A 25,967-nucleotide genomic window follows, 5' to 3' on the forward strand; every position below is an offset into this window, starting at 1 on the left:
AAGGAGGCATTATTATGGCATTAGGATTTATTGGCACTGGCGTGATGGGAACGGGCATTATTAATAATTTGCTCAAAGCTGGACATCATGTCACGGTTTATAATCGCACCCAATCAAAGGCAGATGAAGTGATTAGTCATGGCGCCGTATGGGCGGATACACCAGCAGAAGTTGCCCAACAAGCCGATATTGTTTTTAGTATGGTTGGCTATCCGCAAGATGTTGAAGATGTGTGGACCCGAGATGATGGGATTTTTGCCGGTGCTAAACCGGGTAGTATTTTAGTGGATATGACCACTTCGACGCCACATTTAGCTGAGCAACTGGCACAAACTGGCGCGGATTTAGGCTTTAAAGTCTTAGACGCACCAGTATCTGGTGGTGATATTGGTGCAAAGTCTGGTACTTTAACTATCATGGTCGGTGGTGAGGCTGATGTATTTGAAGCCGTTAAACCAGTTTTTGAAAGCATTGGGCAACAAATTGTGCATGTGGGATCTGCCGGTAAAGGGCAACACATGAAAATGAGCAATAACATTGGCGTCGCCGCAACAGTCATAACAATGGCAGAATCTTTGGTATATGCCAAAGCGGCTGGCTTAGATTTAGAAACGGCTTATAATGTTTGGCGTAAAGGTGCTGCTGGCTCTTGGTCAATTGATAACTATACGCCACGTGTTTTAAAAGGTGATTTTGCTGCCGGATTTTATGCCAAACATTTGCTCAAAGACTTAAGAATTGCACTTGATGCCGCCAAGGAAATGGACATTGACCTCCCTAATACAGCCTTAGCCGAAAAATTGTTTGCAAAATTAAGTGTCGATCACGGGGATGAGGGCGTTCAAGCAATTGTGAAATTGTGGGCGGTATTTTCGTCATAATTTGTTGCATTTTTAGTCAATAGTTGTTAATATGGTAGACAGTGTGTCAACACAAAATTTTCTATGTATACCGAGAGATACATAGTCGGAGGATATGATATGAAACGTTCTACCTTAGTCGGCGCAGTTGTCGCCGCTGTTGCAGTTATTGGCATTGGTGCCGCGGTTATCACCAACAATCAGGCTAGTAAAAAGGGCGCGTATAGTGTGGCGTTAGTGACTAGTACTGGTGGTGTTGATGATAAGTCTTTTAACCAATCCGCTTGGGCTGGTATTAAAAAATACGGCGAACAAAATGCGCTCAAACAAGGCGTTAATGGCTATTCTTATTTTGTGTCAAATGATAGTTCAGAAATTAAGTCTAATTTGCAACAAGCTGTCAAGGCTAACTACAAATTAGTTGTTGGTATTAGTTTCATGGGTGGTCCGGCAATGAAACAAGTTGCCAAGGCAAACCCGAAAACGCAATTTGCCATGGTTGAAGCAGAAGTACCATATAAAAATGCCGTTTCAATTATGTTCAAATCAGAACAGTCATCTTATCTAGCTGGTGTTGCAGCCGCAACAGCCTCAAAGACAGGTAAAATTGGGTTTGTTGGTGGGGTCAAAGGTGAAGTGTTAGATCATTTTGAAGCCGGCTTTAAAGCAGGTGTCCTAGCCACTAACCCGAAGGCAACGTTCGTGTCACAGTATGCCAATACATTTACGGATGCAGCTAAAGGTAAGACAATTGCTGCTGCAATGTATGCGAGCGGTGTTGATGTGATATTCCAAGCTGCTGGTGCAACTGGTAACGGTGTTTTTGCTGAAGCTAAGGCTGAAAATCAAGCAACTACGGCAGACAAGAAGGTCTGGGTCGTCGGGGTTGATATGGACCAAAAAGCTGATGGTAACTACACAACCAAAGACAGTGAAAAGAGCAACTTTACACTAGCTTCAGCTATCAAACGTGTTGATAATGCAGTCGTTTTGGTGGCTAACCAAGGTAAAAAGGGTAACTTCCCCGGTGGCAAAACAGTTACTTACGGTTTGAAAGAAAAAGGTGTCGATATTGCACGTGACAGCATGCCAGACAATGCTTGGCAAGCAGCACAAAAAGCAAAACAACAAATTTTAGCTGGCAAAATTTCAGTGCCAACTGATCCTACAAAAGTTAAACAATAATTAAGGCTAAGTCAAAAACTTTGATTTACTTGTGCTTGGCTTGAATTCATGGTATGATTATTAGCGAATTGCAAAGTTTTTGCAGGTAAAAATCGCGATTGGAGGTGAACACACATGAAGCGTACATACCAACCAAAGAAGCGTCATCGTGAACGCGTACACGGATTCCGTAAGCGTATGAGCACGAGCAACGGTCGTAAAGTTTTGGCTCGCCGTCGTGCAAAGGGCCGCAAGGTTCTATCTGCCTAACAAGGTCGCTGCTCAGCAGTGGCTTTTTTATTTACAAGTTGAAGCTGATACCTGCATTCAGGCAGCTTTGGCAAATCTAATTTTGAATGCGGGTCAACCGCGTACATAATAGGGAGCCGCGTCACGTTATGAGAAAAACATTCCGTATCAAAAAACCAGAAGAGTTTCAACAGGTTTTTAATAAGCATCATTCGATAGCTAATAAGTATTTTATTGTCTATCAAATGACTAAAACAGACCAAAAGCACTTCCGTGTCGGTTTATCTGTTAGCAAAAAAGTCGGTAAGGCCCATGACCGAGTGTGGGTAAAACGTCGCATACGACAGAGCTTATTAGAATTAAAACCACAAATGCCTCAAGAGTTGGATTTATTAGTGATTGCGCGACCAGCTGCCGCACATCAAAGTCAAAAGTTCTTAAAAGAGCAGATGATTCATGTGTTAAAATTGGCTAAGATATTGAAAGAAGAGAATGCATGAAACGTTTTGAGAATATTTTAAAGAGTATTGGCCCTATGCCATTAGTGATGTCAGCCGTGGCATTGGTTTTGATTATTGTTTCTGGTTTATCTTATGAAGGACAGGTTGCGTCCCATAGCTTCTGGAGTGCCATTGTTGCCGTCTTCACTCGTGCCATTTTAGGGGCATCGAGTTGGTTCGGTAATAATTATGGTATGGGCATTATACTGTTCACGATTTTCATTCGTTTCTTGATTTTGCCATTGATGGTCTATCAAGTTCGTTCAATGATGAAAATGCAAGTGGTCCAGCCAGCATTGAAGGCCTTGCAAGCTAAATATCCGGGTAAGGATACAGAAAGTCGTCAATTAATGATGGCTGAACAACAAGCATTATATAAAAATGCTGGTGTTAATCCATTCGCCTCAATGCTACCATTGATTGTACAAATGCCAATTTTGATTGCGTTGTACCAATCAATCTGGAATTCACCTGTGTTGCGTTCAGGTAAGTTTTTGTGGTTGGAATTAGGTAGCAATGATCCATACTACATTTTGCCAGTGTTGGCGGCACTATTCACCTTTGCCTCATCATGGTTATCAATGCAATCCAATCCAGACCAAAATGGAATAACTAAGGCAATGCCTTACCTATTCCCAGTAATTATCTTCTTTTCGGCTTTGGCAGTGCCTAGTGCATTGTCACTTTACTGGGTGGTGGGTAATGCGTTCCAAACTGTACAAACGTTCTTCTTACAAAATCCATTCAAGATTCGTCGTGAACGTGAAGCAGCTGAAGCACTTGAAAAAGAAAAGCAACGTAAAATTAAAAAGGCACGTCGCGGTAAGCGTAAGTGACACTCAAAAAGGCAACCAAATGCGTTGCCTTTTTGTATCCAATCATGTTTGAAAACAATATATGTTATAATATGATGTAATATTGAAGAGGTAGAGTAAGTGAAAAATTTTATCAAAAATTGGGTTGTACCAATTGTCATTGGTCTAGCCATTGCGATGTTGATTCGGACTTTTTGGTTCACATTGGTTAAAGTTGATGGGCCCTCAATGTCACCCAATCTAGAAAATAGTGAACTTGTTATTGAAAACAAATTAGCGACGATTAAGCGTGGTGATGTGATTGTGTTTGATGCAACACACGAAGATCCGCAAATCAAGTCGGGACACAAAGACTATGTGAAGCGTGTTATTGCAGTGGCTGGTGACACAGTAGAACATCGTGGTGCTAACCTATACGTCAATGGTAAAAAGGTCAATCAGGACTATATTAGTAACGACCAGCGTACCAGTGGCACGTGGGGTGATTGGTCATTGAAGACATTATCATCTCGCGAGGATTTGTGGCAAAAGAAAGATCGGAACAAAAGTGTGGTACCAAAAAATATGTATTTTGTCCTAGGTGATCATCGTTCCGTATCAAATGATAGCCGCATGTTTGGCTTTATTGAAAAGAAGCATATATTAGGTAAGGTTTACGTACCATTTTGGAATTCAGATACCAAAGCAAAAGAGAACGTTAATGACCAATCAAAAGAGTTTTTTGTCAAATAAATTAGCGACCGAACTTGTACTACGCGCAATGCGACCTGAAGATTCAGACGCAGTTGCGCGTATTTATTTGGAGAGCCGACAACATCATTTTTCATGGGTGAAGCACCCTAAATTAGCTGACTTTGTGACAGATTCTCATGGTGAACGGGTGATGGTAGCTGTTTTTGGAAATGAGATTGTTGGCTTTGCGTCGTTATCTGAATGGGACCATTTTTTGCATTTGTTGTTTGTTAAAGAGGGTTGGCAACGCTATGGTATTGGCAAATGCTTGTTAAATTGGGCGCGTCAGGCTGTGAATGAACCTTTGGAATTAAAAGTGGTTGTGGCTAACCTTGATGCACAACGATTCTATGACCGTGAAGGTTTTGTTCCAGTCAGAAAATCTCAGCTTGTTAAACCACAAAATGTGACGTACAGGGATGGTAGAAAATGATTGACACAGTTAAAGCAGTTAAAAATTTTAAATGGTATCACGTGTCAAATTTGACGCCGGCGGAGCATCAACGGTTGATATCAGAGCATCATTTGACCAATGAAATGATTAATTATGCGGTCGACCACAATGAAAGTGTCCGGATGGAGTATGACCATGCGGCTGATGAAGCCTTAATGGTGATTGATGTGATTTCTTATCATCCTAAAAATGTGGAAACGCGACCAATTGGCATTTTGTTTGCGCATGGGGATGTTTATACTTTTACGCACGAGCCAACTGATTACATTAAAACGGTGCTTCTAGAACCACAAAATCAGCAAGTTCGTGCTGCTGACGACGATATCAGTGCCTTTGATTTCATTATGACGGGGCTTTATTCATTAATGACGCGCTATGTTGATGAAATTACGTCTATTAATCGTAAGAGACGTGTCATTCAAGCGCAATTTGCCGAGAAAAAGCGGACAACACAGCAAATGAACGATCTGTTACATTTGCAAACGCAAATGATTTATATTCAAAATTCATTGGCTAATAATCATGCCATGTTGGATAATTATCGGACTGACTTTAAAAAAACATTGCAAGATTTCGAGCTAGAACATATTGATGATGTTCGTGTGGAAGTTGGTCAAGCTGAACACATGGCTAATTTGGCAATGGAAGTGATTAATTCGGTGAGTGATGCGCTGGGAAATTTGAGTAATCGTGACCTGAACTGGACAATGAAAGTCTTAACGGTCTATTCTATTGTGTTGACTGTACCGACAATTGTCAGTGGCTTTTATGGCGAGAACGTCAAGTGGCTACCATTTGCTGCGGCACAAAGTGGCTGGTGGGTCACATTAGTCATTACCGCTGCCTTGATGGCGATTGTGAGCCTGCTGTTGATGTTGAGTGGGTTCTTTAGGAAGTAAACCACAAATACGCAACATATTGTGATTTAGAATATCATCAAAAACTTGCATTACCAATAGGTAATTTGATAAGCTATAAACATAAAATAATTGCAGATATAATTGGTTAAAAATGGTGACCTAGTTTCTACCGCACGCCAAAAGGTGCGACTATCGCAAGTTAGTATTCGATTCAAAGACAATGCTGGCCTTTTCTGATAGGGAAATGGTCAGTTTTTTTAATTGTAGCGAGAAATCGAGGGAAAAATGGATAACGCGGTGAAACAAAACAAAGTACAATCTTTGTTCTTAGGGTTACAACATGTGCTAGCGATGTATTCGGGCGGTGTTTTGGTGCCTTTGCTGATAGGAACAGCCTTGAAATTTTCGGCGGCACAGATGGCTTATTTAATTTCAGTAGATATTTTAATGACTGGTGTGGCAACATTGCTACAACTGAAGCGAACACCATTAACTGGTATTGCCATGCCCGTCGTGCTTGGTTCAGCCATTCAATCCGTATCACCCTTGATTAACATTGGTAGTACGCTAGGCATTGGTGCAATGTATGGTGCAACCATCTCTGCCGGCATTTTTGTTTTTCTAATTGGTGGGCTCTTTGCCAAATTACGTGCTTATTTTCCGCCAGTTGTCACCGGTTCTTTGATTACAGTGATTGGTTTTACATTGATACCGGTTGCCTTGCTGAATTGGGGTGGCGGTGATGCGAGTGCCAAAAGTTATGGTGATTTAAGCAATTTATTGGTTGGTTTAGTCACGATTACTATCATTTTAGGTTTCATGTTGTTTGCTAAGGGCTTCGTCAAAGCAATTGCTATTCTATTAGGCATTATCTTAGGTACTGTGTTTGCAGCCTTTTTAGGTAAAGTATCACTTGAACCTGTCGCTTCCGCTGCTTGGGTGCACGTGCCAACGCCATTTTTCTTGGGTGTTCCGACATTTCATACCTCAGCCATTATCACAATGATCGTGATTGTATTAACGAGTATGATTGAATCAACGGGTGTTTACTTTGCGTTAGCTGATTTGACTGGCCGTAAGCTAAGTGCACACGACATGGCTAATGGTTATCGAGCCGAAGGTCTAGGGGTCATTTTGTCTGGTATTTTTAACACATTTCCCTATTCAACCTTCAGTCAAAACGTTGGTGTGGTTAGACTTTCAGGCGTGAAAACGAAACAACCCATTTATTTTGCAGCAATCATTTTAATTATTATTGGTTTGCTACCAAAGTTTGGCGCATTAGCAACGATAATTCCAAGTGCCGTGTTGGGTGGTGCAATGTTTGTTATGTTTGGGACGATTGGTGTGCAAGGTGTCAATATTTTACGCCATGTCAACTTTGATTCTGAGAAAAACTTAGTGATTGCGGCGTTATCAATTGGTGGTGGTATTGGCGTGACGGTCTATCCCCAATTTTTCCAGCACTTGCCACAAACCATTCAACTGATTGTGACAAACAGCGTGGTCGTGACATCAATTTTAGCAGTGGTCTTGAACATGATTCTTAATGGTAAAATTAATGACGACGGCGAACAAGTAATGGATGGTAAAATAGTTGAAAAGGGGTTAGCACAATGAAATTGTTAGAAGAGCGCATTCAAAAAGATGGTCGGGTATTAAATGAAGACGTCTTAAAGGTCGATTCATTTTTGAACCATCAAATTGATCCAGAACTGATGCAAGCAATGGGACAAGAGTTTGCGCGTTTATTTGCTAATGAGAAGATTGATAAGGTCCTAACGGTTGAAACTTCTGGTATTGCACCAGCCGTTTTTGCTGGATTGGCGCTACACGTACCAGTTGTTTTTGCACGTAAAAACAAGTCATTAACGTTGCCAGATAATGTGTGGACTGCTGACGTCTATTCATTTACTAAGCAAACAACCAATCATATCATGATTGACAAGCGCTTTTTGACAGCAGGCGAGAATGTGCTCATTATTGATGACTTCTTAGCTAATGGTCAGGCGGTTGATGGTTTACTGACAATTGCCCAAGACGCTGATTTACATGTTGTTGGTGCTGGTATTGTCATTGAAAAAACTTTCCAAAAAGGACGCCAGATACTAGATGAGCGAGGCATTCATGTGGAAAGTTTGGCAAGAATTAAAGCTTTTGTCAACGGTCAAGTTGAATTTCTATAATTGGGTGGCAATTTTTGCGAAATGTTTATGCCACTTCAGGACATCAGCACGATTTTCATGCGCTGAACGAATCAAATAAAATGAGCGATTAAAATTACTATTTAAAGATTGATAAGGAACGCCATTGGGCAGTGTTTGAATACTGACAATCGACTTACCAAAGTTTTCTGCCAGCATTTTGACAATCACGTCGTTGTTGGCAATGGTTAAAAAATGGTCGGGAACAATGTCTTCTTGTTTGAAGTATTGCTGTGTATAGTGATATACACCAGAACCCTTTTCACGAACCAGCCATAGATCACTGTTAGGATTACCAGCTAACACTAACTGGTCGGTAGCAATGGCTTCACGCACAATAAAATCATGTGTAATCGGCTTTTCAATTAAGCCAATATCAAACTGATGATTCAATATGCCAGCTAGAATTTCCTCGGAATTATGCATTTCGATTTGGAAATCAGTGGTATTGAAATCATCTTTTTTAATATGAGCTACCATTTTAGGTAATAAGACGGTTGCTGACGTTTGCGAGGCACCAATTTTGATAGTGGTCCGTTGATTTTGAACAAGACTGTCGGTGGTCTTTTGCCAATCATCTAAAAGCGCTAACGCGCGTTGATACAACATACGGGCATTAGTTGTCGGTGCTAATTCAGTACGGCCATTTCGGTCAAATAGGGTTGTTTTTAACTCGGTTTCCAGTTGTTTAATATGGACACTGACGCTGGGTTGCGAGATAAATAATTGGTCTGCTGCCTTTGAAAAAGACCGCGTTTCATAAACTGCAATGAAGGTTTGTAATAATTTGAACATAGCCCATTCCTATTAGTTTTTTTAATTGAATACATTATAAATATTTATTTTACAAATAGCAAACGCGGGGGTAATATTAATTGTATTATAAGTTTAAGGATTGACGGGAGAAAACATGAAAATAAAAGCAAATATGGTATCGGGTATTATCATTACCTTAATTTTGTCTTTTGTCGCTAAAATTTTGGCGAATTGGTTACCTTTTCTGGGCGCAGAAGCGATTGCGATGTTGTTAGGTATTTTACTAGGTAACACTGTGTTAAATCGTGATTCATTTGCACCGGGGATGAAATGGGCGGAAAAATATCCGATTGAAATTGGTATTGCTTTGATGGGACTGACCGTAACATTGCGAACCATCGAGAATTTGGGCATCAACGGGTTGGCCTTTATTCTAATTCAAATGACATTAACAATTGTGATTGTGCTGTGGATGGGTGGTCGACTGTTTAAGGTCAGTGATAAGTCAGCCATGTTAATGGGGGCTGGCAATGCGGTTTGTGGTTCAAGTGCCATTGCCTCAGTGGCGCCGGCCATTGGTGCCACTGATGATCAACGGCGTACAGCAGTTGCGACGGTTAGTTTAACTGGTGTGGTGTTGTTGTTATTGCTGCCAGTTGTTGGGCCACATTTAGTTGGCAATCATAATTTATTATTAGGTGCATTAGTGGGTGGTGTTGTTCAGTCAGTTGGTCAAGTTGTTGGAACGGCGGCCTTGATTAACCCAACAGTTGTGACCTATGCGACTTTGTTTAAAATGCTGCGGGTTATTTTGTTAACAGTCGTTGTTTTGGTATTTGCTAAGATGGCACAAAAGCGCGATCAAGGAAATGGCGAAGCAAAAGTTGCTTCAAAAGGAGTCAAAATCCCTTGGTTCATCATTGCTTTCGTTATTTTATTGTTAGCCAATAGTTTTTTGACAATGCCACATTTGCTGACGTTAGGGGCAAAAGAAGTTTCTGGTTTCTTCGGTGTTGTTAACTTAGCAGGAATTGGACTAAACTTGAAACTAGATATTATTAAGAAATCTGGTAGCAAGTTCTTGAGTTATGGTTTGGTCACAGGTTTCGTACAAGTTGTTTTGGCGGTCATTTTAATTCATGTTTTGTTCTAATCGGCCCGAAAGGGAATGATCCTAATATCTCTGCGTTATCAGCGCAACGCTCTACCATTGAGCTACAAGCCTATGATGAAGATGTTTCATGTGAAACATCTTTTTTTGTTAGTCGACTTCGACAGTGACAGTACCAAAATCGTCACTAAATTGCGCTGACCAAGTACCAGCTGTCAAAGATGGTGGTAGTAAAAATGTGCCGGTTGAAGCATGTGTTCCCGCAGGGAATTTTTTTCCTTGTGAAAATAATTTGCCTACTAACCACTTCAAAGAGAAAACGGGGTTGCCAAGTACTTTAGATCCTTGACCATTGGCGACTTCTTCACCATCGTGGGTGAGAACAGCTTTTACATCAGCTAGTGTTTTGAGCGTCAAGCCAGCGCCATCTCGTGCCGTTCCATAAACAACAGCCCCACCAACAGCAGTGTCACTCAAAACCAAATATTTATCTAATTTTGGAAACCAATTGCCAAAGCGCGCGTCTGGCAATTCCAGTGCTGGTGCGACGGTTGTGTGTTGTAGCAATTCTTCTGGTGTCATGTCAGGCGTGAGATCTTCTTTGGCTGTGAAGAGCATTTCAACTTCCACAAGTGGTTCATTATAATCACTCAGGTGAAATTCGGTATTAGAAGGTAAGAATTTGTTGGCAAGTTGACCACCATAAAGCGGGGAATCTGAGTCGAACATCGCTTGTGTTTCAGGTGATGTCAAAGAAACTTTATAGCCGGCGACTGGTTCACCTTTTTGCTTAAGAACGGCATCTTGTACTTGATACGCCTCTTCAAAACTGTGGACAACGCCAACAAAAGCGTCGCGGTCAAGTGGCGTGTTGGTGGCGAAAGCCTGATATAAATGGTTAGCTAATTCTTGTGATGTCGTCATAATTTTCCTCCGAGATATTGTGCTACCCAAGGGGTAGTCACTGTGCTATGGCAAATAAAAAATCTCATTCAATAGCAGTTACGCTATCAAATGAGATTTAGGTCACTTGAAACCGTAACGACAGGCATACAGCGAGTCGTTACGCAAAATAACAACCCGATTACTAAATAATAATAATCGCGTTGATAATTGTGTTGTTTACTTGTGAAGTCATTTGCTTGTTCATGTGCTTAATTATAAAACAATAAAAAAAGAAAAGCAACGTTAATCTTACTTTTCTCATTTTATAATCATTTTTCGACATGATTTGGCAGATATTTTGTGAGGTCTTCGTCGCTCATAAAAGCCCAAACTTTGTCACCATAAGTGACTTGTAAGTGATTATCCTCGCGCATTAGTGTTTTAAAGCCAAGCTTATGCGCTTGAATATAAGTTTTTTGTAGGTTTTTTGGTACAAAAACAAAATTATTTTTGGCTTGTTGACGTGCTTTTAAAATGGCTTGCCCACGCGTTACAGCATAGGTGGTTAGTGAGTCATTTTTAATGAAGCTAGCGAGACGAGCACCAATCGTTTGTTTTGGATCATCTAGTGCCGTTTTGGCATAATCTAACGCCTGATTAAAATCGTCGCGCAAATCAGCTGGTGATACGGCAACAATTTCTGCTAAGCGTGTCAACAAATGACGAGTGTGTTGGGTAGCTGTGCTGCTGAGTGGTTCATCTGGGTGTGCCAATGCTACAACATGATTAAAGGCGCGTGCACCTTCGGCAGTGTGTTTTGGCCAAGGTTGTGGGTTAACAATTGCGTCGATAATCAGCAGATGTAGAAAACTCAAAGCGGTTTGAGAGATACCATCTAATGAGAATGGATCTGTATCAAACATTCTAAATTCCATGTAATTAGCGCCGTTTTGAATTAAATCTTCAATTTCTCCGGGGCCTTTAAGTCGGACTGGACCGTAAAACTCGCTTTTGTCATAGAAATCACCATTGGCGATGTATTGTCTAATTTGGCGAATGTGGGTTTCAAAATCTGAATAATCCACTAAAATTTCAGGGCGATTGGCAAAACCAAAATCACTGGCACGCCAAGAACGTACTGGCTGGATATCGAGTCGATTATTGGGTAAGTTGTCAGCACTGTTTTCAGTGACAGGACTTGCGCCAAATAGATAGGTTAGCAGCCAACGATAACCGGTGACTTGTTGCGCTATTTGGAAATATAACCGATTTTTGGCAGCTGGATAGGATTGAATATGATGTTGGGATCCAAACCAATCAATCAAATTATCAGCTGGTGAATAATTGACATGCACGCCGGTCATAATGTGTTGATAATAACCATAGCGAGCGATTAATTCTTCACGATATTCTTGATACCATGGCCGTTCAAAGTGTGTCAATAAGAAGTCAACATCGTCTTCATTGAGATGAGGTGGCATGGAAAGTGGCCAAATGATTTCATCTTCTGATAGTTCATTGCTCAAGATGGTTTGCAATTCATGTAGATGGGCTAAAGCATCCTTTGAAGCATGTTTTGGTGCAGTCACCAGCTCTTCTTGACTTTCTGAAAAATCAGTTTGGAAGTAAGGATTGGTTTTTCGAGTGCCAAGTTGGCGTGAGTGGGGATGCTGCGATAATCGCGGTTGTCCTAATTGGACGCGGTGTTCTTCAATTTCGATTCCAAAGCGCCCAGCAAATAATAGCTCAAGGAGATGATTGCGTTTTAAATGGTCAAGATTTTCGGACATATAATGTTACCCCAACAATGATATTTACCTCATTTTACCGCATTTACGTTTTAAAAGGGTGAAATATGTATTTTAGAATAGGCGTTTGATACGACTTTTGTAATCGAAATATTTGTATTAAGATACGCCCCAAACTATAATAAGGGTATGTTATTCAAAGATAAAATTTATCAATACGTTCCGGCTAAAGTGCCGGATAATGTAACGATTTTTCGTGATGTTGATTATGCTAGTGGTGCGCGTCATCAGCTTGATATTTACCGACCAAAAACGCAACATACAGTGGGGGTTATTGTAGATATTTATGGTGGGGGCTTATTACGTGGGGAAAAGTCTTCTTACAAGTTACAACCAAGTTTGCGATTTTTAGCTGATCATTACGCCGTTGTGAGTCCAAACTATTCACTCAATACCGTTCACACGAATCATTTTCCAAATCAAATTGCTGAAATTCGCGCGGTACTGTCATTTTTAGTTGCGCATGCCGAAACGTATGGGTTAAATATGACTGATGTGGTGTTGATTGGGGAGTCAAGCGGTGCTCAACTGGCCGTTTTAACTGCAGCCAGTATTTCGGGTGGTGTTATGTTAGGTGAAAAACCGGCAGGTGCGACATCTGGTGAGCTACCTGAAATTTCTCATATAATTGGCTTATACGGACCTTACCAAGTTGACCAATTTGTGCCACAGTTTGAAAAGTTAGGCATAACACCAAAGTTCACCGAGACTGGTTCAAAGTTGTCATTTGAAGGCATAATGTTAAATAATCAGCGACCGGCTGATGTGCCAGAACTAGTCGCACAAGCTAATCCGGCAACTTATTTTAGTCAAAAAATGCCACCACTTTATTTGTTATCAGGTACGGCGGATGATGTTGTACCGTATTTACAAAGTGTCAAATTAGCGCAAGAATATGGCGATATCGTTGGTCAATCAGCCAAAACAACTTGGGTGTCTGGTGCTCACCACGGGCCCAGTGATTTTGACACTGATGATATTTATCAGCAAAAGTTAGCGTTTATAAAACAATAAAAAAGATTGATGATTTAACGCATCAATCTTTTTTATTATGGACGATCAGTATCATCTGGTGTGACGTCTTTTCTCGTCTGGTCAGAATAATAGTGAGATTTTGTTGGTGCATCAGGCATTAAAATCCATGCTAGGATATAAACCAAAATGCCTGGGAACGCGGTTGAAAAGAATGATACAACCACGAAGATGACGCGAACGAGTGTTGCGTCCCAACCAAAATACTCAGCAAATCCGCCGAGAACACCACCAATTAAACGATTACTGCGTGAACGCGTTAATTTTTTATTTTTAGCCATGATGAAATTTCTCCTTGTTTAATGAATAACTTTTTGAACGACTTCAGCAATATAGTAACCAATGTAGCCCCAACTTAAGAACGCGTGCCACAAAGTTGACCACCAATCGTGAGATGTCGCAAATTGAATACCGCCGGCTAGTAAGAAGCCGACGCCGTAAGCTTGCAGACCATGATCGTGGCCTACGTGAATATGATTATAGTGTTCTTTCATGTGATGATGTTGTACGACTGACCCGTACACTCCTTAATAAATTTTAACAGTACCCGAATTAGCTTGCGCTTCGATGGCAAATTCGGGATCTGTTCCAACGAATCCGCGTTTGTAGCTGCCATTATTTTGGTCAAAATGAATATTGCTGCGCTCAACAGACACACTGCCGGAATGCGCTGATAATTCAAAGTTGAAATCTTGATTGTTTGGCGCGGTAACGCGAATTGAACCAGAATTTGCTTTTAAGGTTAAATCACGCGTCAATTTTGAAAGGCGTAACCGGATTGCGCCCGAGTTAGCTTTAAAGTGGCCGCCGCCAACAAAATCGTCAATACGAATTGAACCAGAATGTGCCGACACGGTAGCGTCATTGATGACAGTTTTTTCTAATTTGATACTGCCTGATTTATTTTCAATTTCAGCGGTTTCAAACTTAACATCGCTGGCTTTGATCGTCCCAGAAGTGACCCGCCATAGACCACTTTTGGCTGTAATATGTTGTGCTTTGAAACTGCCAGAGTACACACTGACGTTAAATTCTTCAAGTGCAACGCTATTAACATATAAACTGCCTGAGTGGTTGATTGTCGTTATTTTTCCAGTGCTGAAGTTCTGTGGTAAGCCGATTTGAATCGCAGTCTTGACATGGAAAAGCATTGGATGGTCGCCTTGTGAAATCAGAACATGATCATCTGTTTCTGAGATACGGGCAAAGTAACGGGCATTATCACGACTGAAATATTCATCAACCGTGATTAAATCAGTTTTGTCATTGGTATAAAAACTGACGCTGGCGTCTTTGTAGTCAAAAATGAATGGTTTGTCACTTGTTGGAATCGTGATATTGTGATGTGCTTTGGTCCAGAAAGGTTCCTCAAGCGTATGCGTTTCAAAATTATAGTGACCTTGATCACCTTCAAATTGATAATACTTGTCACCAACTCGTGCACCTTCGTGATCCACGTGCAGCCAGTCGCCAAATTGTACTTTGTCGTGTTGACCGTCAATGACAATATCGTCACCAAGGCGTACCCCTTTGCTGTTAATATGAAGATTACCAATGTGTACGCCTTCATCAGAGATATCTACAAATGACCGTTTGCTGTTTTCGGTTGTATCTTCCTGCTCATCTGATTGTGTATCATCTTTGGTTGTTGATTTTTGTTCGCTTAATTCTTTCAAAACAGTATCAATATCACCGAGCTGATCAAAAGTATCATCCAATGCTTCGTCATGAGAACGGTCAGTTTTGGCAAAGTCTTGATAAGCCTCAATTAAATCAGCCACTAGTTCCTCTTTAAACTCGGTTAGCTGAGTGTTAGGTGTATATTTTGAAAAAATAACATCTAAACGTGTTCTAATTTCCATTTCTATTGATGTCATAATTCGATTCTCCCACTAATCAGATTGCTGATCACTTTTTTAGCAAATCGCCATTCATCTAGCGCCGTGGCTAGATGGTCTTGCCCTTGTGAGGTGATACGGTAATACTTTCGACGTGCACCTTGTGTTTCGTCACCCCAATAGCTCTCAATATCACCCAGCTTTTCTAGCCGGCGAAAAGCAGTATAAAGGGTTGCTTCATTGAGTTCATATTGGTGGTCGGATAATTGTCGAATAGATTTTGAAACTTGATAACCGTAAGAATCACCTTGATTTAAGATATTCAGAATAATCGTATCAGTGTGACCTCGAATGAGATCTTTTGATATTTCCATAGTAAATTACCTCGTATGCTTATATAATATAACAAACTACTATGCTTGTCAAAGTAATTTGTTTGTTTTTACAAAAAAGTCATATTTGCTGTGTATAATAATGCTCAAAAGGAGTTAGTCTTATGACACAACAAACAACACAAAATAATCACCCTCATACGCGGTATCCTGATTTGTCAGGAAAAACCATTGTGGTAACTGGATCCTCTTCTGGTATCGGCGAAGCTATTGCTCGACATGCTGGTGCTGAAGCAATGAACGTTGTCGTTAATTATTTAAATGCTAAAAAAAATGTCGTTGACGGATTGTTACAATTAATCGAGTCTGCTGGCGGTCGGGCGGTTGCGGTGCAAGCTGATGTTGGTACTGAGGCGGGCATTCAAGCAATTTATGACACCGCAATCCAACATTTTGGTGAGATTCATGTTTGGGTTAATAATGCAGGATTTGAAATACAAGAAGCGACACATTTGGTAAGTTATGATGACTGGCAGCGGGTATTACATGTTGACATGGATGGTGTATTTCTAGGGTCAAAAATTGCAATTAATCATTTTTTGACGCACAAAATTCAAGGTAACATTATTAATATTTCGTCGATACATGATACGATTCCGTGGCCAACATACGCGTCTTATGCCACAGCGAAAGCAGGGGTGTTGATGTTTACCAAGACAACTGCTTTGGAGTATGCTGAACGTGGTATCCGAATTAATGCGATTTCGCCGGGTGCACTTGATACGCCAATCAATGCAGAGCGCTTTAAAAATCCTGCCGTCAAGCAAGAAACGACTAATATGATTCCGATGAAAAAAATTGGTGACCCGATTGACGTGGCTAACGCGGCCATGTGGTTAATTTCCAAAGAGGCAAGTTATATTACAGGAACGACACTTTACATTGATGGCGGGATTACCTTATATAATGAATTTCAAGGTGGTAAGGGTTAAAAAAAAGCCTTGTGATTGCTCACAAGACTGTACTCGTATCATTAACATGCTGCGCATCTCTTAAACCACGCAGGTTTTGATAGAATGAAGCATTGACTGCTAAGAAATAAGGTGTGGTAAAGATAGCCAAAATGCCACCAGTTAGGGCTGTCAAAATTGACCAACCGATCAAACTTAAACTAAGCAAGAAACGGTGTCCCTTATAACCATTCATCATCTCAGCTGATGCTTTTAAATATTGACGTGCTGTACGAATATCACGGTTGTTTTTGATATCATCACGGTAAATTAAGATTGCCTGTGAATAGCTAAATGACTTGATAATACCCGGAATAAAGAATAACAATGCCCAAAGCATTGAATAGATGGCACGAATATAGGCAATTTTATAAACTGTCCCATTGATTAGTGTTAAGCCACCAATGAAAGGCTTGACGGGTTTCTCGTCTTCTTCAGACCAAGTAAGGAAACCAACGGTCGAGCTCTCTGCAAACATTTCAATTAAGGCAATGAACAATGCTAAAATTGCAAAGACAATGATTAGGCTGATTAAAACAGCGACAATAATTGTGATAATGGTACCAGCATCAAATGCTACACTTTTACCAATACTGCCACTAGTTGATGTGACAGTATTGGCATTGCGTAACTGGTCTCTTGCAGTGGAAGCACTACTGCCAAATTCTAAAATAAATGGAATAAGTGCTAGCAAAAACGCTGCCCCAAAACTTTGCGTCACGCGCGACCAAGCTGCGTGTTTAATTTCTCGAATTGAATTCATATCAGTTCTCCCTCTGACGTAATATATTCAATTATAACATAGTCGAAAATAGTCACAAAAATACCACCAGCTAATTAAAGATTAAAAATTACTATTTAGAATGAAATTCTGGTATAATAAAAATATTCATTACGTTGATAAAGGCAATATTAGGCGTGTATCAGAAAGTTAGCGGTTGCTGTGAGCTAATCCGAAAATATTGTTGAGTTACACAACGTTTAGACAATGACGTCAGCCGCGATAAGGCAATATTAAGTGGTGAGTCCGATGACTTACAATTTAGGTGGTACCACGGTGAAAATCGTCCTATTCTATTAAGATTAGGGCGATTTTTGCTGTTAAAAATGATTTTAAAATAAGGAGATACTGATGAATTTTATTGAAGACTTGAAATGGCGTGGCGCCCTCAACCAAGTAACGGACGAAGCCGGTTTGTTAGAAGCAATGAGCAATGACAAGATTGGTGCTTATGTCGGAACTGACCCGACGGCACCATCACTACACTTGGGACATTTGATTCCATTTATGGTGCTAAAGCGTTTCCAAAATGCTGGTGGTAAAGCAGTTATCATCATTGGTGGTGGGACAGGTGCTATTGGTGATCCACGTCCGACAACTGAACGTAAATTGTTGTCACCAGAGCAACTCGCTGCTAATGAACAAGGCATTACAGCGCAAGTGACGAAGTTATTTGGTGCTGGTGACACACAAATTGTTAACAATAACGACTGGTTGGGTAAGCTGACACTGACGGACTTTTTGCGTGATTATGGTAAGTTATTCTCAATTAATGTCATGTTAAAAAAAGATGTCGTTGCTTCACGTTTGGAAACGGGTATTTCATTTACTGAATTTACCTACCAAATTTTGCAAGGGATTGATTTTCATGAATTGTGGCGTCGACACAACGTTCAATTACAAATTGGTGGTTCAGATCAGTGGGGCAATATCACGTCCGGGATTGATTTGATTCATGCAATTGAAGGTAACGAAGCAAAGGCGTTTGGTTTGACAATTCCTTTGATGACGGACGCCACTGGTAAGAAGTTTGGTAAGTCTGAAGGCAATGCCATTTGGTTAGATGCTGAAAAAACGTCACCTTATACGTTCTACCAGTTCTGGTACAACCAAAGTGACGCTGATGTTGTGAAATACCTCAAATACTTTACTTTCTTATCGGTTGATGAGATTAATGAACTTGAAAAAGCGTCACAAGAAAATCCGGGTGCGCGTGAAGCACAACGTCGCTTGGCGCAAGAAGTGACAAAATTTGTTCATGGACAAGCTGCTGTTGAAGAGGCAGAACGTTTGTCAGCAGCTTTGTTTAGTGGTGATGTTGCTGACTTGTCAGCTGATGAAATTGCGGATGCCTTTGGCGGTGTACCAAGTTTTGAGATTGAACAAGCTCCTAAAAATATCGTTGATTTTTTGGTTGATGGGCAGATTGAAAGCTCCAAACGTCAAGCCCGTGAAGATGTAACCAATGGTGCCATCAGAATTAATGGGGAACAGATCAAAGACCTTGAGGCAGTGATTGACCCTGCAAGTCATTATGACGGTCAATTTGTGTTAGTGCGTCGTGGTAAGAAAAAGTATTTCTTGGGTAAAGTACAATAACTTTTAGCATGGCCAACTTAACGGTCGTGCTTTTTTGAAAGGATAATTTCATGAAAATTTTAATGTATAACGCCGTAGCGGATGAGTTGCCATACGTTAAGAAGTGGTCTGAAAAAACGGGGCACGAAGTTGTCACAATCGACCAACCACTAAACGAAGAGACCGTTGATCGTGCTAGTGGTTTTGATGCAGTCTCAACACAACAAACGACATCAGTTAACCCACCAGTTTATGAGCGATTATCACAACTTAATATTAAACAAATCGCCTTGCGCCAAGTGGGTTATGATGTTTTTGATTTGCCCGCCGCCTTTGCCAATCATGTGCGCTTATCAAATGTTGCGGCCTACTCGCCACGTGCCATCGCTGAGTATACGTTAACGCAGTTATTTAATCTGATTCGTCATAATAAAAAATTCGATCGTGCTATGGCACAAGGGGATTACACTTGGGCAGCCGGTGGACAGGCGCGGGAAATTCATGACCTAACAGTAACAATTATTGGTGTGGGTCGCATTGGTACTGCTTTGGCAGAAATGTTGCACGCACTTGGCGCGCAAGTATTGGGAGTAGATCCCGTTTACCGCGCTCAAAATGAACCATTTGTAACGTATACGACATTAGATGAGGCGTTGCGTCGTGCCGATGTGATTAGCTTTCATACGCCATTAAATGATGAGACACGTGGATTGGCAGATCATGCATTTTTTGAAAAAGTACAGCCGGGTACCATCATGTTGAATTTTGCACGTGGTGAAATTGTTGATATGACAGCTTTGGAATCAGCACTAGCCAGCGGTCAATTAGCGGGCGCTGCCTTTGATGTGGCACCAAATGAAAATGACTTCATGGATCAAAAGCAAACAGTTGATGAATTACCAGAAAATATCCAACGGTTAGTAGCTTATGATAACTTTTTGTTGTCACCACATATCGCTTTTTACACGAATACGGCGATTAAAAATATGGTTGAAATGGCACTAAATGATGCAGTCATCATGGTGAATGGCGGTTTCACCGAAAATGAAATTTTGAGATGAGTTGTGTAAGCCAAAAAAGAGCGCAACTAGCATTATCGTTGATATTATGGGGTTTTCAAGCACAAACGCAACCTGTTGTTGCGCACGTTTGCATTGCTAGTTGCTGATTTGATGGCTTTAATTGCTAGTATTGGCCAGTGATTTGAATGATAATGACAGTATCAAATCAAGAGGAGAGCAGATACATGGAATTACAATTTCCAAATCAATTAAAAAGGTTCAGGACAGACAAAGGTTTGTCACAAGAAGATGTAGCCAAACAACTTTATATCTCGCGACAAGCAGTTTCACGTTGGGAATCAGGCGATGCGACACCTGATTTGCCGAATTTGATTAAATTAGCTGAAATATTCGATTGCTCACTCGATACATTGGTGTTGGGTATTACACCACAGACTGACAGTATTGAGGATAAAATTGATCATAGTGAATTTACTTTTGACCCACGGCGAGGGGAATATATTCGCAGGAGACGAGACGGAATGAATTTTTGGGAATTTATGTCGTCTTATTGGTGGGCATTGATTCCTATCATCGCTGTTTTGGGTGGTGTTTTACCAGATATTATTGACTCGATTAAATCTCTGTTTAATTGAATATTATAACTCTGAACTGCAACAACTAAAAAAGAGTAATTATTGGCTATCAATAATCACTCTTTTTTCTCGACGCTTAAAGTTTAATGTCGTTTTGTAAAAATGGTAGCTTAGCGCGTAGGAATGGGGTTACCCAGCGGTCCAAACCAATTTTTCCTGAGTTGTAACCACCAATTAACAGCAAAGCCCCAATGAAAATAAAGGTTGGGTTCACTGATACAACACCGGCGCCAAGGTATGAAAAATTCATAACGAGACCGAAGAAGGCAGCTGCTAAGGTTAGCGTACCAAACACCAATCCTAAGCCAACTAGCAATTCACCCCAAGCGACTAAAAATGAAAAGGCAGCTGTTGATTGACCATGATTGGTCGCAACGTTTAAGAACCAATCATACCAAGGAAAGGCAGTTGTTTTATCTGGGGTTAACACAGGGTTCTTAATGGCACCCATAATCAAACCAGATGCATCGAAACCACCTTTGGCTGTGATTTTTCCCCAGCCATCAAGTGTCCATTGATAGCCTAAGTAAACACGTAAAACCGTCAAAATTCCCATTGCAATTTTGGAATTGCGTAGCCATTGAATCATAATATTTTCTCCTAATATCTACAATTTCTATCCGTAATACCTATTACAATTAGTAAGTATACAGAGTGTCTTGTGAAATGTCAAACAATTTTTTTCAGCTTTAAAATTTCGTGATTATGGCGTAAAAATGTTTTAAATTGGCGCTATTTTGTTAGTCAAATGTGACTGAATCATGATTGAATTTTTCACAAAGTAGTCACAATAAGGTTAACTTTTTTCGATACACTTGAAGTAATGAACGTGAATGGGGATAGAATATATGGTAAAAAATCACGTAACCAATTTAGATGAAACTTTGATGGACGATCAAGCCCGTGGCAGTGCTGCTGAGGTTTTGGCAGATATGACAGAATCAGGACGCAGTTTAACTAAAGCAGCAACTGACGCTAAAAAGCAAATCGCTACGCGAGAGGGCTGGACTTGTACAGTGTTGCAGCCTGCTGAATTGCGACAATTTGCTGGTGGCCTATTACGTGGCATTGATGATTTTGCTATGCGACGTCAAGTTGCTGAAAATCCTGAATATTTAACACTTTATCATCAATTAATCACAGAGGTAAGTGCGCTTGGAGATAAAAATTCGGTTGATCAAGTTTCATCTCATTTAAAACAGTTGCGAACTTTGGTTGAACAGTTATCACTTTCTCAAAATGTGACGGCTACTCAGTTGCGTCGTGTCGCGGCTGATATTTTAGCTGCATTTGAACCGGCCAAGGGTGATCCATTGCTCGCAGCACAATATAATGCTTTAAGGGCTGGGTATACAACACCAAGAACACTTACTATGGATGAATGGCGTCAGTTGATTAAACAGTTTCATGATGTGCTGCCACAGTTTAAACAGGAAATGCGCGGTTATTTATTTGACGTTTTAGCTGAATTACACGAGCAAGTGGTTTATTATGATGCTGAAAGTTTGCCTGAAGTTGTGGAATTTTTCCAAGAAATCGATATGATGATCCATACAGCAGCTAGACCGTCAGACTTTATTGGTGTAATGGCGCGTTTTGATGATGTGGAAGGTGTCATCGCGACGATGATTACTCAAGATGCCTCTTTAGAGCGCATAAGAGAATTTACACATAATATTTTAGAATCACTAGACGCAGCAATGGCTGCGGGAATTGCATTGACAAGCGCTGGACAAGAAACACTAGCGATATGCAAAAATGACTTTGAACAAGAAGATTTGGATCGCGCGCAATACTGTAATCTCGTCAAGAGATTACAGAGTATTCGTTTGTCTTGATGCGTTAAAATAAAATTTTAGGTTGACAGTAAATGTAAAAGATGTTTTACTATAAGTGTAAAACATGTTTTACATTTTTGTTTTGTAGGGGACTAAGATGAAAAATTATATCAAAGATTTTAGATCGACCAATAAAATATCTCAGGCAGAGCTAGCAACCTTGACTGGCGTGACAAGGCAAACAATTAATGCCATCGAAAATAATAAGTACGATCCGTCACTCAAGCTTGCTTTTGATTTGGCTAATATTTTGCATACGTCGGTTGATGAATTGTTTGTTAATAATGTGGAGGAATAATAATATGAGTGATAGTAAGAAAATAGTCCGTTTTACGTTCTGGATGAACAAAATATGGCAAATAGGGTTTGTTTTGTTTTCTATTTTGATGATTAATAATATGCGCCAAATAGCCATGGTGACAATATTAGTGTCAGTTTTAGCATCCTTTTTTGAGATGATTTATGTCTCAAGAAAATATAATGTTCAAGTGTTCAACCAAAAAGATGAATTGTATTTTGCCAAGGATGAGCGAGATCGGGACATTGCACTTAAAGTGCATAGTGCGCTCATTAATACTTTTATTTTGCTAGTTATAGCATTATGGCTACTATTAAGCATCTTATGGGGTATGAATAGTTTGTCAATGTCACTATTGTTTTATGTTTTGAATGGCTGGGTGGCTTGCGCATTTATCATTCCGGATATTCAATACTATATATTGTGGCATAAATATGATCAGCAATAGCTTAGCCTAGCAGGAAAAAGCAACTAATTGATAACGAGCGTTTCGCCACTTCGCTATCAATTAGTTGCTTTTTATCGTTAAAAGTTATTTATTAGTGCTTTTATGATTAACCCACAGTAGCAAACCAGCACAAATAAAAGACCACCATGGGTTGCCCTTATTCCAAAGTAGGCAAATGATGCCGAATAAAAATGACATAATAGGCAGTATTAATGTATAAATAGAACCCATGTCACCAGCAATATATTTTTGCCATTTGTACTTTAGTCCCAGAGTGCTGTTCCTATCAAACTCTCCAATATTATCTAGTGTCATTGCGATAGCAATAAACACGAATAGAAATGGTATATAAAATATGCCTAAATGGACGATATCTAATACATTAGCAATAAACAACAAGAGTAAGATGAAAAAACAAAGCTGTAATTTCCAGTATATTTTTTTCATATTCACCGTTACATACTTTTTTTCTAAATCTTCGCGCATACCAGTATCTTACTTGAGTAAAGTATCTAAAGAAATCTGATAGTAATTGTTTAATTGAATTAAGCTAGAAATATCCGGATAAGTTTTTTCATTTTCCCAACTAGAAATAGTTTGCCTAGTGATATAAAGTTCATTAGCGACATCTCCTTGTGTTAAATTCATATCTGATCGTGCTTTTTTTAGCCGTTCACCAAACCGCATAACTCATCCTCCTATGTTTAGATATAGTCTGAATGTAAACTGTCAATAAGGCAAGCAATGATTCATTGCTTACCTTATTTCTGTTGTATGATACGCACTAATTTCTAGTCACTCTGGTGCTTAATTCTTGTAATGCGCGTACATCGTCTAAAGATAATTCTGACTTAGGAATATAAATTGCGCGCCGTTTCAGCATTAGCACGTATGGCACTTCCAACATTAGGTGAATGACAAAATAATTGTCAAACTCTAAAACGTACAGAAATTGCCATGATTGATTGACAGGAACGTTATCTTTGGGCCATTGAAAGCCGTTTTGGTGATAATCAGCAAATAAAAAAGTACCTTTTTTCAATAATCTGTATTGCCTTAATCGGAAAAGCGCTAAGCAAATCACAACGCCGTATAGCATCATTGATAACATTATTAAGCTGAATTTTAGTTGCCCATTGATTAACCAAAACATCATTAAAGTGGTGACTAGCACTGTTTCCATTAAAAAAATTAAGGCAATTTGATGCCATTTTTTCTTTAAAAAGGTGGCGTATGTTGGATTTACTCGTGGTAATTCCGAAATAAATTGCAAATACAAGCTTTCCAATTTGTCAGTCATTGAAGCGTCAACCAAAAAAATGGTGACTTTATCTTTGATAGAAGTTATTGGTAAGGATGTATAGAGGTTATCAATCATAAATGGTCTTGCTCCAATTAATCGTATTTATCAAATAGGTGTGAATAGTGTGCAAACTGATTATTAGCCGTTATTGTTGGCTTCAATTTTTTAGCACCAATGCGGGTCTTTGTGTTTGACTGTATATTTTCCGGTGTCGAGGTTAAAATCTTCATAGATTTTCGTGAGTATGCCCGAGCCGTAGCTTCGTTAATCGGGTGTTACTTAACACGACAAAAAATGGCAATCCAAATTGATGGTTTGTCATCATGCCATATTATTCAAGATTTTTTTCAACGGCAGAATAATATTGTTAGTTTTTATTAGAGACCACCAGTGGGGAGCCATGGGAAAAATAGAGTCATTAAAAAGTTCATACGATATACCTCTCTTCATGTGCTTTTTGCAAATAAACTGTATAAGTGTATGATATGCTTTAAGTAATAACGCACAACATTTTATGCAAAATCGGATAAAATTTATTGTGAGGGTGGGGATGAGTATGAATCAAGGACAATTGCTGAAAAAAATTAGAGTTTCTAGAAGATTGAGTCAACAGCAGTTGGCCCAAAATATTACATCACAAGCAGCATTATCGCGAATGGAGAAATCTGGCAATATTGATGCCAATGTTTTATTACGTTTTTTGGATAAACTTGATATTCATCCGACGGAATTTTTTATGTTGGCCAATCCTGATGGTTGGATTGATTCTCAGGACTATCAAAAAAAGTTGTATGCAGCTTATTATAATGAACAAAATAGTCAAACCCTAATCAATCAAGAGTTGCTTTTATATGACAAGACGAAAATTAAAAAGCACCAAATCAACGCATTACGCGTTCAAGCGGTCTATGCTAAAATTAATAATTTGCCGTTAGAAAATCGCGAAGAAATAACGTATGAGATTCAGAATTATTTATTTGGGTTTGAAACGTGGTTTTTAAATGACATTTTGATGTATCTTGATGTTTTGTTTTTGTTTGATGATACTTTTATTCGGAGCTACCATAACAGAATGATCCGCTCGTTAGATAAACTGCCTTTTAGCGCTGTGCAAAAGCATTATTTGCAAATAGCGTACGCCCATAATGCCACGGTTCTAGCATTTGACAGAAATAATATGCAGGATGCGCAATTGTACTTGCAAGCCTTTGAAAAATTTGTCTCCCTAGACACTAGAACCTTGACCGACACAATCTACTACTTAACCTACTCAAAACTTTTTAGTTTAAAACAAGGATTTGATCAACAAATATACGATGATATGCTTGATGATTTAGCGGTATTTAAACGATTTGGATATACGAAAGAATATCATGATATTCTTTATTTTATAGAAAGTATACTCAAGCCAAATAAGCCATAGGGAAGTAGATGATTAGTATTAAGGTGTCAGA

At 39.7% G+C, this 25,967-nt stretch carries 32 protein-coding genes and 1 riboswitch; of the genes, 20 read left to right on the plus strand and 12 right to left on the minus strand.

From position 1 onward, the window contains the following. The first annotated feature begins 14 nt into the window (after window positions 1-14). The 10 genes from IAE53_RS05695 to IAE53_RS05740 all read left to right on the plus strand — a co-directional run bounded on the left by IAE53_RS05695 (window position 15) and on the right by IAE53_RS05740 (window position 7,820). The gene (locus tag IAE53_RS05695) at window positions 15-881 is read left to right on the plus strand and encodes an NAD(P)-dependent oxidoreductase (protein WP_148424001.1); all 867 of its coding nucleotides are present in this window, start codon (window positions 15-17) and stop codon (window positions 879-881) included. A gap of 99 nt (window positions 882-980) precedes the next feature. Continuing rightward, window positions 981-2,045, plus strand: coding sequence for a BMP family protein (locus tag IAE53_RS05700; protein ID WP_148424002.1), 1,065 nt, complete (start codon window positions 981-983; stop codon window positions 2,043-2,045). A 114-nt stretch (window positions 2,046-2,159) separates the two neighbouring features. Then, the gene (gene rpmH, locus IAE53_RS05705; RefSeq protein WP_002816117.1) at window positions 2,160-2,294 is read left to right on the plus strand and encodes a 50S ribosomal protein L34; all 135 of its coding nucleotides are present in this window, start codon (window positions 2,160-2,162) and stop codon (window positions 2,292-2,294) included. Window positions 2,295-2,422: 128 nt separating this feature from the next. Next, window positions 2,423-2,773, plus strand: a complete 351-nt coding sequence (rnpA, locus tag IAE53_RS05710; protein ID WP_010292508.1) for a ribonuclease P protein component — start codon at window positions 2,423-2,425, stop codon at window positions 2,771-2,773. Then, complete coding sequence (locus IAE53_RS05715) at window positions 2,770-3,609, plus strand: YidC/Oxa1 family membrane protein insertase (protein ID WP_010292510.1); 840 nt, start codon at window positions 2,770-2,772, stop codon at window positions 3,607-3,609. The genes rnpA and IAE53_RS05715 overlap by 4 nt, the downstream gene beginning before the upstream one ends. A 99-nt stretch (window positions 3,610-3,708) precedes the next feature. Further along, the gene (gene lepB, locus IAE53_RS05720; RefSeq protein WP_139967746.1) at window positions 3,709-4,320 is read left to right on the plus strand and encodes a signal peptidase I; all 612 of its coding nucleotides are present in this window, start codon (window positions 3,709-3,711) and stop codon (window positions 4,318-4,320) included. Next, entirely contained in the window at window positions 4,289-4,753 is a 465-nt protein-coding gene (locus IAE53_RS05725) for a GNAT family N-acetyltransferase (RefSeq protein WP_148424003.1), read from the plus strand. Before lepB ends, IAE53_RS05725 begins: the two co-directional genes overlap by 32 nt. Beyond that, the gene (locus tag IAE53_RS05730; RefSeq protein ID WP_139967744.1) at window positions 4,750-5,673 is read left to right on the plus strand and encodes a magnesium transporter CorA family protein; all 924 of its coding nucleotides are present in this window, start codon (window positions 4,750-4,752) and stop codon (window positions 5,671-5,673) included. The genes IAE53_RS05725 and IAE53_RS05730 overlap by 4 nt, the downstream gene beginning before the upstream one ends. Window positions 5,674-5,747: 74 nt before the next feature. Continuing rightward, window positions 5,748-5,845: riboswitch (purine riboswitch) on the plus strand. A gap of 74 nt (window positions 5,846-5,919) precedes the next feature. Then, window positions 5,920-7,254: a nucleobase:cation symporter-2 family protein gene (locus IAE53_RS05735; protein WP_148424004.1), complete on the plus strand. Its 1,335-nt coding sequence runs from the start codon at window positions 5,920-5,922 to the stop codon at window positions 7,252-7,254. After that, window positions 7,251-7,820: a xanthine phosphoribosyltransferase gene (locus IAE53_RS05740; protein ID WP_148424005.1), complete on the plus strand. Its 570-nt coding sequence runs from the start codon at window positions 7,251-7,253 to the stop codon at window positions 7,818-7,820. The genes IAE53_RS05735 and IAE53_RS05740 overlap by 4 nt, the downstream gene beginning before the upstream one ends. On the opposite strand, the gene IAE53_RS05745 is transcribed toward IAE53_RS05740, so the two are convergent. After that, the gene (locus IAE53_RS05745; protein WP_148424006.1) at window positions 7,815-8,633 is read right to left on the minus strand and encodes a LysR family transcriptional regulator; all 819 of its coding nucleotides are present in this window, start codon (window positions 8,631-8,633) and stop codon (window positions 7,815-7,817) included. The genes IAE53_RS05740 and IAE53_RS05745 overlap by 6 nt on opposite strands. Window positions 8,634-8,748: 115 nt before the next feature. On the opposite strand from IAE53_RS05745, the gene IAE53_RS05750 reads away from it, so the two are divergent. Next, complete coding sequence (locus IAE53_RS05750) at window positions 8,749-9,747, plus strand: YeiH family protein (RefSeq protein ID WP_200136091.1); 999 nt, start codon at window positions 8,749-8,751, stop codon at window positions 9,745-9,747. Between the two features lie 108 nt (window positions 9,748-9,855). Here the strand turns inward: IAE53_RS05750 and IAE53_RS05755 are convergent, their stop codons facing one another. After that, complete coding sequence (locus IAE53_RS05755; RefSeq protein WP_200136090.1) at window positions 9,856-10,629, minus strand: 2-keto-4-pentenoate hydratase; 774 nt, start codon at window positions 10,627-10,629, stop codon at window positions 9,856-9,858. A gap of 290 nt (window positions 10,630-10,919) precedes the next feature. Next, the gene (locus IAE53_RS05760) at window positions 10,920-12,380 is read right to left on the minus strand and encodes a glutamate--cysteine ligase (RefSeq protein ID WP_148424009.1); all 1,461 of its coding nucleotides are present in this window, start codon (window positions 12,378-12,380) and stop codon (window positions 10,920-10,922) included. Between the two features lie 147 nt (window positions 12,381-12,527). Between IAE53_RS05760 and IAE53_RS05765 the strand changes: the two genes are divergently transcribed. Next, window positions 12,528-13,412: an alpha/beta hydrolase gene (locus IAE53_RS05765; protein WP_200136089.1), complete on the plus strand. Its 885-nt coding sequence runs from the start codon at window positions 12,528-12,530 to the stop codon at window positions 13,410-13,412. Window positions 13,413-13,447: 35 nt separating this feature from the next. Here the strand turns inward: IAE53_RS05765 and IAE53_RS05770 are convergent, their stop codons facing one another. Genes IAE53_RS05770 through IAE53_RS05785 form a run of 4 tightly spaced genes read right to left on the minus strand, consistent with a single transcriptional unit; the run spans window position 13,448 to window position 15,642 of the window. Beyond that, window positions 13,448-13,711 (minus strand): PspC domain-containing protein, encoded by a 264-nt coding sequence (locus tag IAE53_RS05770; RefSeq protein WP_010292537.1) that lies wholly within the window; start codon window positions 13,709-13,711, stop codon window positions 13,448-13,450. 18 nt (window positions 13,712-13,729) lie between these two features. After that, window positions 13,730-13,924, minus strand: a complete 195-nt coding sequence (locus tag IAE53_RS05775; protein ID WP_004915105.1) for a hypothetical protein — start codon at window positions 13,922-13,924, stop codon at window positions 13,730-13,732. A 33-nt stretch (window positions 13,925-13,957) separates the two neighbouring features. Beyond that, window positions 13,958-15,307: a DUF4097 family beta strand repeat-containing protein gene (locus tag IAE53_RS05780; RefSeq protein ID WP_188353324.1), complete on the minus strand. Its 1,350-nt coding sequence runs from the start codon at window positions 15,305-15,307 to the stop codon at window positions 13,958-13,960. Next, complete coding sequence (locus IAE53_RS05785) at window positions 15,304-15,642, minus strand: PadR family transcriptional regulator (RefSeq protein WP_004915101.1); 339 nt, start codon at window positions 15,640-15,642, stop codon at window positions 15,304-15,306. Before IAE53_RS05785 ends, IAE53_RS05780 begins: the two co-directional genes overlap by 4 nt. A gap of 122 nt (window positions 15,643-15,764) precedes the next feature. Between IAE53_RS05785 and IAE53_RS05790 the strand changes: the two genes are divergently transcribed. Next, window positions 15,765-16,592, plus strand: coding sequence for an SDR family oxidoreductase (locus tag IAE53_RS05790; RefSeq protein WP_148424012.1), 828 nt, complete (start codon window positions 15,765-15,767; stop codon window positions 16,590-16,592). A 19-nt stretch (window positions 16,593-16,611) separates the two neighbouring features. On the opposite strand, the gene IAE53_RS05795 is transcribed toward IAE53_RS05790, so the two are convergent. Further along, on the minus strand, window positions 16,612-17,373 hold the full coding sequence (locus tag IAE53_RS05795) for a DUF975 family protein (protein WP_188353322.1): 762 nt from the start codon (window positions 17,371-17,373) through the stop codon (window positions 16,612-16,614). 369 nt (window positions 17,374-17,742) lie between these two features. Here IAE53_RS05795 and tyrS point away from each other — a divergent pair, with 369 nt between their 5' ends. The 3 genes from tyrS (at window position 17,743) to IAE53_RS05810 (ending at window position 20,626) form a co-directional block, all read left to right on the plus strand. Further along, entirely contained in the window at window positions 17,743-18,990 is a 1,248-nt protein-coding gene (gene tyrS / locus IAE53_RS05800) for a tyrosine--tRNA ligase (protein WP_188353321.1), read from the plus strand. Window positions 18,991-19,040: 50 nt separating this feature from the next. Beyond that, the gene (locus IAE53_RS05805; protein WP_148424015.1) at window positions 19,041-20,030 is read left to right on the plus strand and encodes a D-2-hydroxyacid dehydrogenase; all 990 of its coding nucleotides are present in this window, start codon (window positions 19,041-19,043) and stop codon (window positions 20,028-20,030) included. A 185-nt stretch (window positions 20,031-20,215) separates the two neighbouring features. After that, window positions 20,216-20,626 carry a helix-turn-helix transcriptional regulator gene (locus IAE53_RS05810; RefSeq protein ID WP_010292557.1) on the plus strand — a complete coding sequence of 137 codons (411 nt, stop codon included), beginning with the start codon at window positions 20,216-20,218 and terminating at the stop codon, window positions 20,624-20,626. Window positions 20,627-20,702: 76 nt separating this feature from the next. On the opposite strand, the gene IAE53_RS05815 is transcribed toward IAE53_RS05810, so the two are convergent. Beyond that, window positions 20,703-21,215, minus strand: coding sequence for a DoxX family protein (locus IAE53_RS05815; protein ID WP_148424016.1), 513 nt, complete (start codon window positions 21,213-21,215; stop codon window positions 20,703-20,705). Between the two features lie 259 nt (window positions 21,216-21,474). Here IAE53_RS05815 and IAE53_RS05820 point away from each other — a divergent pair, with 259 nt between their 5' ends. From IAE53_RS05820 to IAE53_RS05830, 3 genes are all read left to right on the plus strand, one after another. Then, window positions 21,475-22,464, plus strand: a complete 990-nt coding sequence (locus IAE53_RS05820; protein ID WP_148424017.1) for a hypothetical protein — start codon at window positions 21,475-21,477, stop codon at window positions 22,462-22,464. 97 nt (window positions 22,465-22,561) lie between these two features. Further along, window positions 22,562-22,762 (plus strand): helix-turn-helix transcriptional regulator, encoded by a 201-nt coding sequence (locus tag IAE53_RS05825; protein WP_004910360.1) that lies wholly within the window; start codon window positions 22,562-22,564, stop codon window positions 22,760-22,762. Between the two features lie 4 nt (window positions 22,763-22,766). Continuing rightward, complete coding sequence (locus IAE53_RS05830) at window positions 22,767-23,210, plus strand: hypothetical protein (protein ID WP_148424018.1); 444 nt, start codon at window positions 22,767-22,769, stop codon at window positions 23,208-23,210. Between the two features lie 84 nt (window positions 23,211-23,294). Here the strand turns inward: IAE53_RS05830 and IAE53_RS05835 are convergent, their stop codons facing one another. The 3 genes from IAE53_RS05835 to IAE53_RS05840 all read right to left on the minus strand — a co-directional run bounded on the left by IAE53_RS05835 (window position 23,295) and on the right by IAE53_RS05840 (window position 24,588). Continuing rightward, complete coding sequence (locus tag IAE53_RS05835; RefSeq protein ID WP_233610683.1) at window positions 23,295-23,696, minus strand: hypothetical protein; 402 nt, start codon at window positions 23,694-23,696, stop codon at window positions 23,295-23,297. Between the two features lie 9 nt (window positions 23,697-23,705). Continuing rightward, window positions 23,706-23,897 (minus strand): helix-turn-helix domain-containing protein, encoded by a 192-nt coding sequence (locus IAE53_RS11405; RefSeq protein ID WP_233610682.1) that lies wholly within the window; start codon window positions 23,895-23,897, stop codon window positions 23,706-23,708. A 97-nt stretch (window positions 23,898-23,994) separates the two neighbouring features. Then, window positions 23,995-24,588: a hypothetical protein gene (locus IAE53_RS05840; RefSeq protein WP_148424019.1), complete on the minus strand. Its 594-nt coding sequence runs from the start codon at window positions 24,586-24,588 to the stop codon at window positions 23,995-23,997. Between the two features lie 481 nt (window positions 24,589-25,069). Between IAE53_RS05840 and IAE53_RS05845 the strand changes: the two genes are divergently transcribed. Next, window positions 25,070-25,936, plus strand: a complete 867-nt coding sequence (locus IAE53_RS05845) for a helix-turn-helix domain-containing protein (RefSeq protein ID WP_148424020.1) — start codon at window positions 25,070-25,072, stop codon at window positions 25,934-25,936. Window positions 25,937-25,967: the final 31 nt, after the last annotated feature.

This window comes from Leuconostoc sp. S50, assembly GCF_016624925.1.
Taxonomy (GTDB): domain Bacteria; phylum Bacillota; class Bacilli; order Lactobacillales; family Lactobacillaceae; genus Leuconostoc; species Leuconostoc pseudomesenteroides.

Excerpts from the sequence above, each read along its gene's own strand:
- IAE53_RS05695 (WP_148424001.1), top strand. The coding sequence starts at position 15 with ATGGCATTAGGATTTATTGGCACTGGCGTGATGGGAACGGGCATTATT.
- IAE53_RS05700 (WP_148424002.1), top strand. The coding sequence starts at position 981 with ATGAAACGTTCTACCTTAGTCGGCGCAGTTGTCGCCGCTGTTGCAGTT.
- rpmH (WP_002816117.1), top strand. The coding sequence starts at position 2,160 with ATGAAGCGTACATACCAACCAAAGAAGCGTCATCGTGAACGCGTACAC.
- rnpA (WP_010292508.1), top strand. The coding sequence starts at position 2,423 with ATGAGAAAAACATTCCGTATCAAAAAACCAGAAGAGTTTCAACAGGTT.
- IAE53_RS05715 (WP_010292510.1), top strand. The coding sequence starts at position 2,770 with ATGAAACGTTTTGAGAATATTTTAAAGAGTATTGGCCCTATGCCATTA.
- IAE53_RS05725 (WP_148424003.1), top strand. The coding sequence starts at position 4,289 with ATGACCAATCAAAAGAGTTTTTTGTCAAATAAATTAGCGACCGAACTT.
- IAE53_RS05730 (WP_139967744.1), top strand. The coding sequence starts at position 4,750 with ATGATTGACACAGTTAAAGCAGTTAAAAATTTTAAATGGTATCACGTG.
- IAE53_RS05735 (WP_148424004.1), top strand. The coding sequence starts at position 5,920 with ATGGATAACGCGGTGAAACAAAACAAAGTACAATCTTTGTTCTTAGGG.
- IAE53_RS05740 (WP_148424005.1), top strand. The coding sequence starts at position 7,251 with ATGAAATTGTTAGAAGAGCGCATTCAAAAAGATGGTCGGGTATTAAAT.
- IAE53_RS05745 (WP_148424006.1), bottom strand. The coding sequence starts at position 8,633 with ATGTTCAAATTATTACAAACCTTCATTGCAGTTTATGAAACGCGGTCT.
- IAE53_RS05750 (WP_200136091.1), top strand. The coding sequence starts at position 8,749 with ATGAAAATAAAAGCAAATATGGTATCGGGTATTATCATTACCTTAATT.
- IAE53_RS05755 (WP_200136090.1), bottom strand. The coding sequence starts at position 10,629 with ATGACGACATCACAAGAATTAGCTAACCATTTATATCAGGCTTTCGCC.
- IAE53_RS05760 (WP_148424009.1), bottom strand. The coding sequence starts at position 12,380 with ATGTCCGAAAATCTTGACCATTTAAAACGCAATCATCTCCTTGAGCTA.
- IAE53_RS05765 (WP_200136089.1), top strand. The coding sequence starts at position 12,528 with ATGTTATTCAAAGATAAAATTTATCAATACGTTCCGGCTAAAGTGCCG.
- IAE53_RS05770 (WP_010292537.1), bottom strand. The coding sequence starts at position 13,711 with ATGGCTAAAAATAAAAAATTAACGCGTTCACGCAGTAATCGTTTAATT.
- IAE53_RS05775 (WP_004915105.1), bottom strand. The coding sequence starts at position 13,924 with ATGAAAGAACACTATAATCATATTCACGTAGGCCACGATCATGGTCTG.
- IAE53_RS05780 (WP_188353324.1), bottom strand. The coding sequence starts at position 15,307 with ATGACATCAATAGAAATGGAAATTAGAACACGTTTAGATGTTATTTTT.
- IAE53_RS05785 (WP_004915101.1), bottom strand. The coding sequence starts at position 15,642 with ATGGAAATATCAAAAGATCTCATTCGAGGTCACACTGATACGATTATT.
- IAE53_RS05790 (WP_148424012.1), top strand. The coding sequence starts at position 15,765 with ATGACACAACAAACAACACAAAATAATCACCCTCATACGCGGTATCCT.
- IAE53_RS05795 (WP_188353322.1), bottom strand. The coding sequence starts at position 17,373 with ATGAATTCAATTCGAGAAATTAAACACGCAGCTTGGTCGCGCGTGACG.
- tyrS (WP_188353321.1), top strand. The coding sequence starts at position 17,743 with ATGAATTTTATTGAAGACTTGAAATGGCGTGGCGCCCTCAACCAAGTA.
- IAE53_RS05805 (WP_148424015.1), top strand. The coding sequence starts at position 19,041 with ATGAAAATTTTAATGTATAACGCCGTAGCGGATGAGTTGCCATACGTT.
- IAE53_RS05810 (WP_010292557.1), top strand. The coding sequence starts at position 20,216 with ATGGAATTACAATTTCCAAATCAATTAAAAAGGTTCAGGACAGACAAA.
- IAE53_RS05815 (WP_148424016.1), bottom strand. The coding sequence starts at position 21,215 with ATGATTCAATGGCTACGCAATTCCAAAATTGCAATGGGAATTTTGACG.
- IAE53_RS05820 (WP_148424017.1), top strand. The coding sequence starts at position 21,475 with ATGGTAAAAAATCACGTAACCAATTTAGATGAAACTTTGATGGACGAT.
- IAE53_RS05825 (WP_004910360.1), top strand. The coding sequence starts at position 22,562 with ATGAAAAATTATATCAAAGATTTTAGATCGACCAATAAAATATCTCAG.
- IAE53_RS05830 (WP_148424018.1), top strand. The coding sequence starts at position 22,767 with ATGAGTGATAGTAAGAAAATAGTCCGTTTTACGTTCTGGATGAACAAA.
- IAE53_RS05835 (WP_233610683.1), bottom strand. The coding sequence starts at position 23,696 with ATGCGCGAAGATTTAGAAAAAAAGTATGTAACGGTGAATATGAAAAAA.
- IAE53_RS11405 (WP_233610682.1), bottom strand. The coding sequence starts at position 23,897 with ATGCGGTTTGGTGAACGGCTAAAAAAAGCACGATCAGATATGAATTTA.
- IAE53_RS05840 (WP_148424019.1), bottom strand. The coding sequence starts at position 24,588 with ATGATTGATAACCTCTATACATCCTTACCAATAACTTCTATCAAAGAT.
- IAE53_RS05845 (WP_148424020.1), top strand. The coding sequence starts at position 25,070 with ATGAATCAAGGACAATTGCTGAAAAAAATTAGAGTTTCTAGAAGATTG.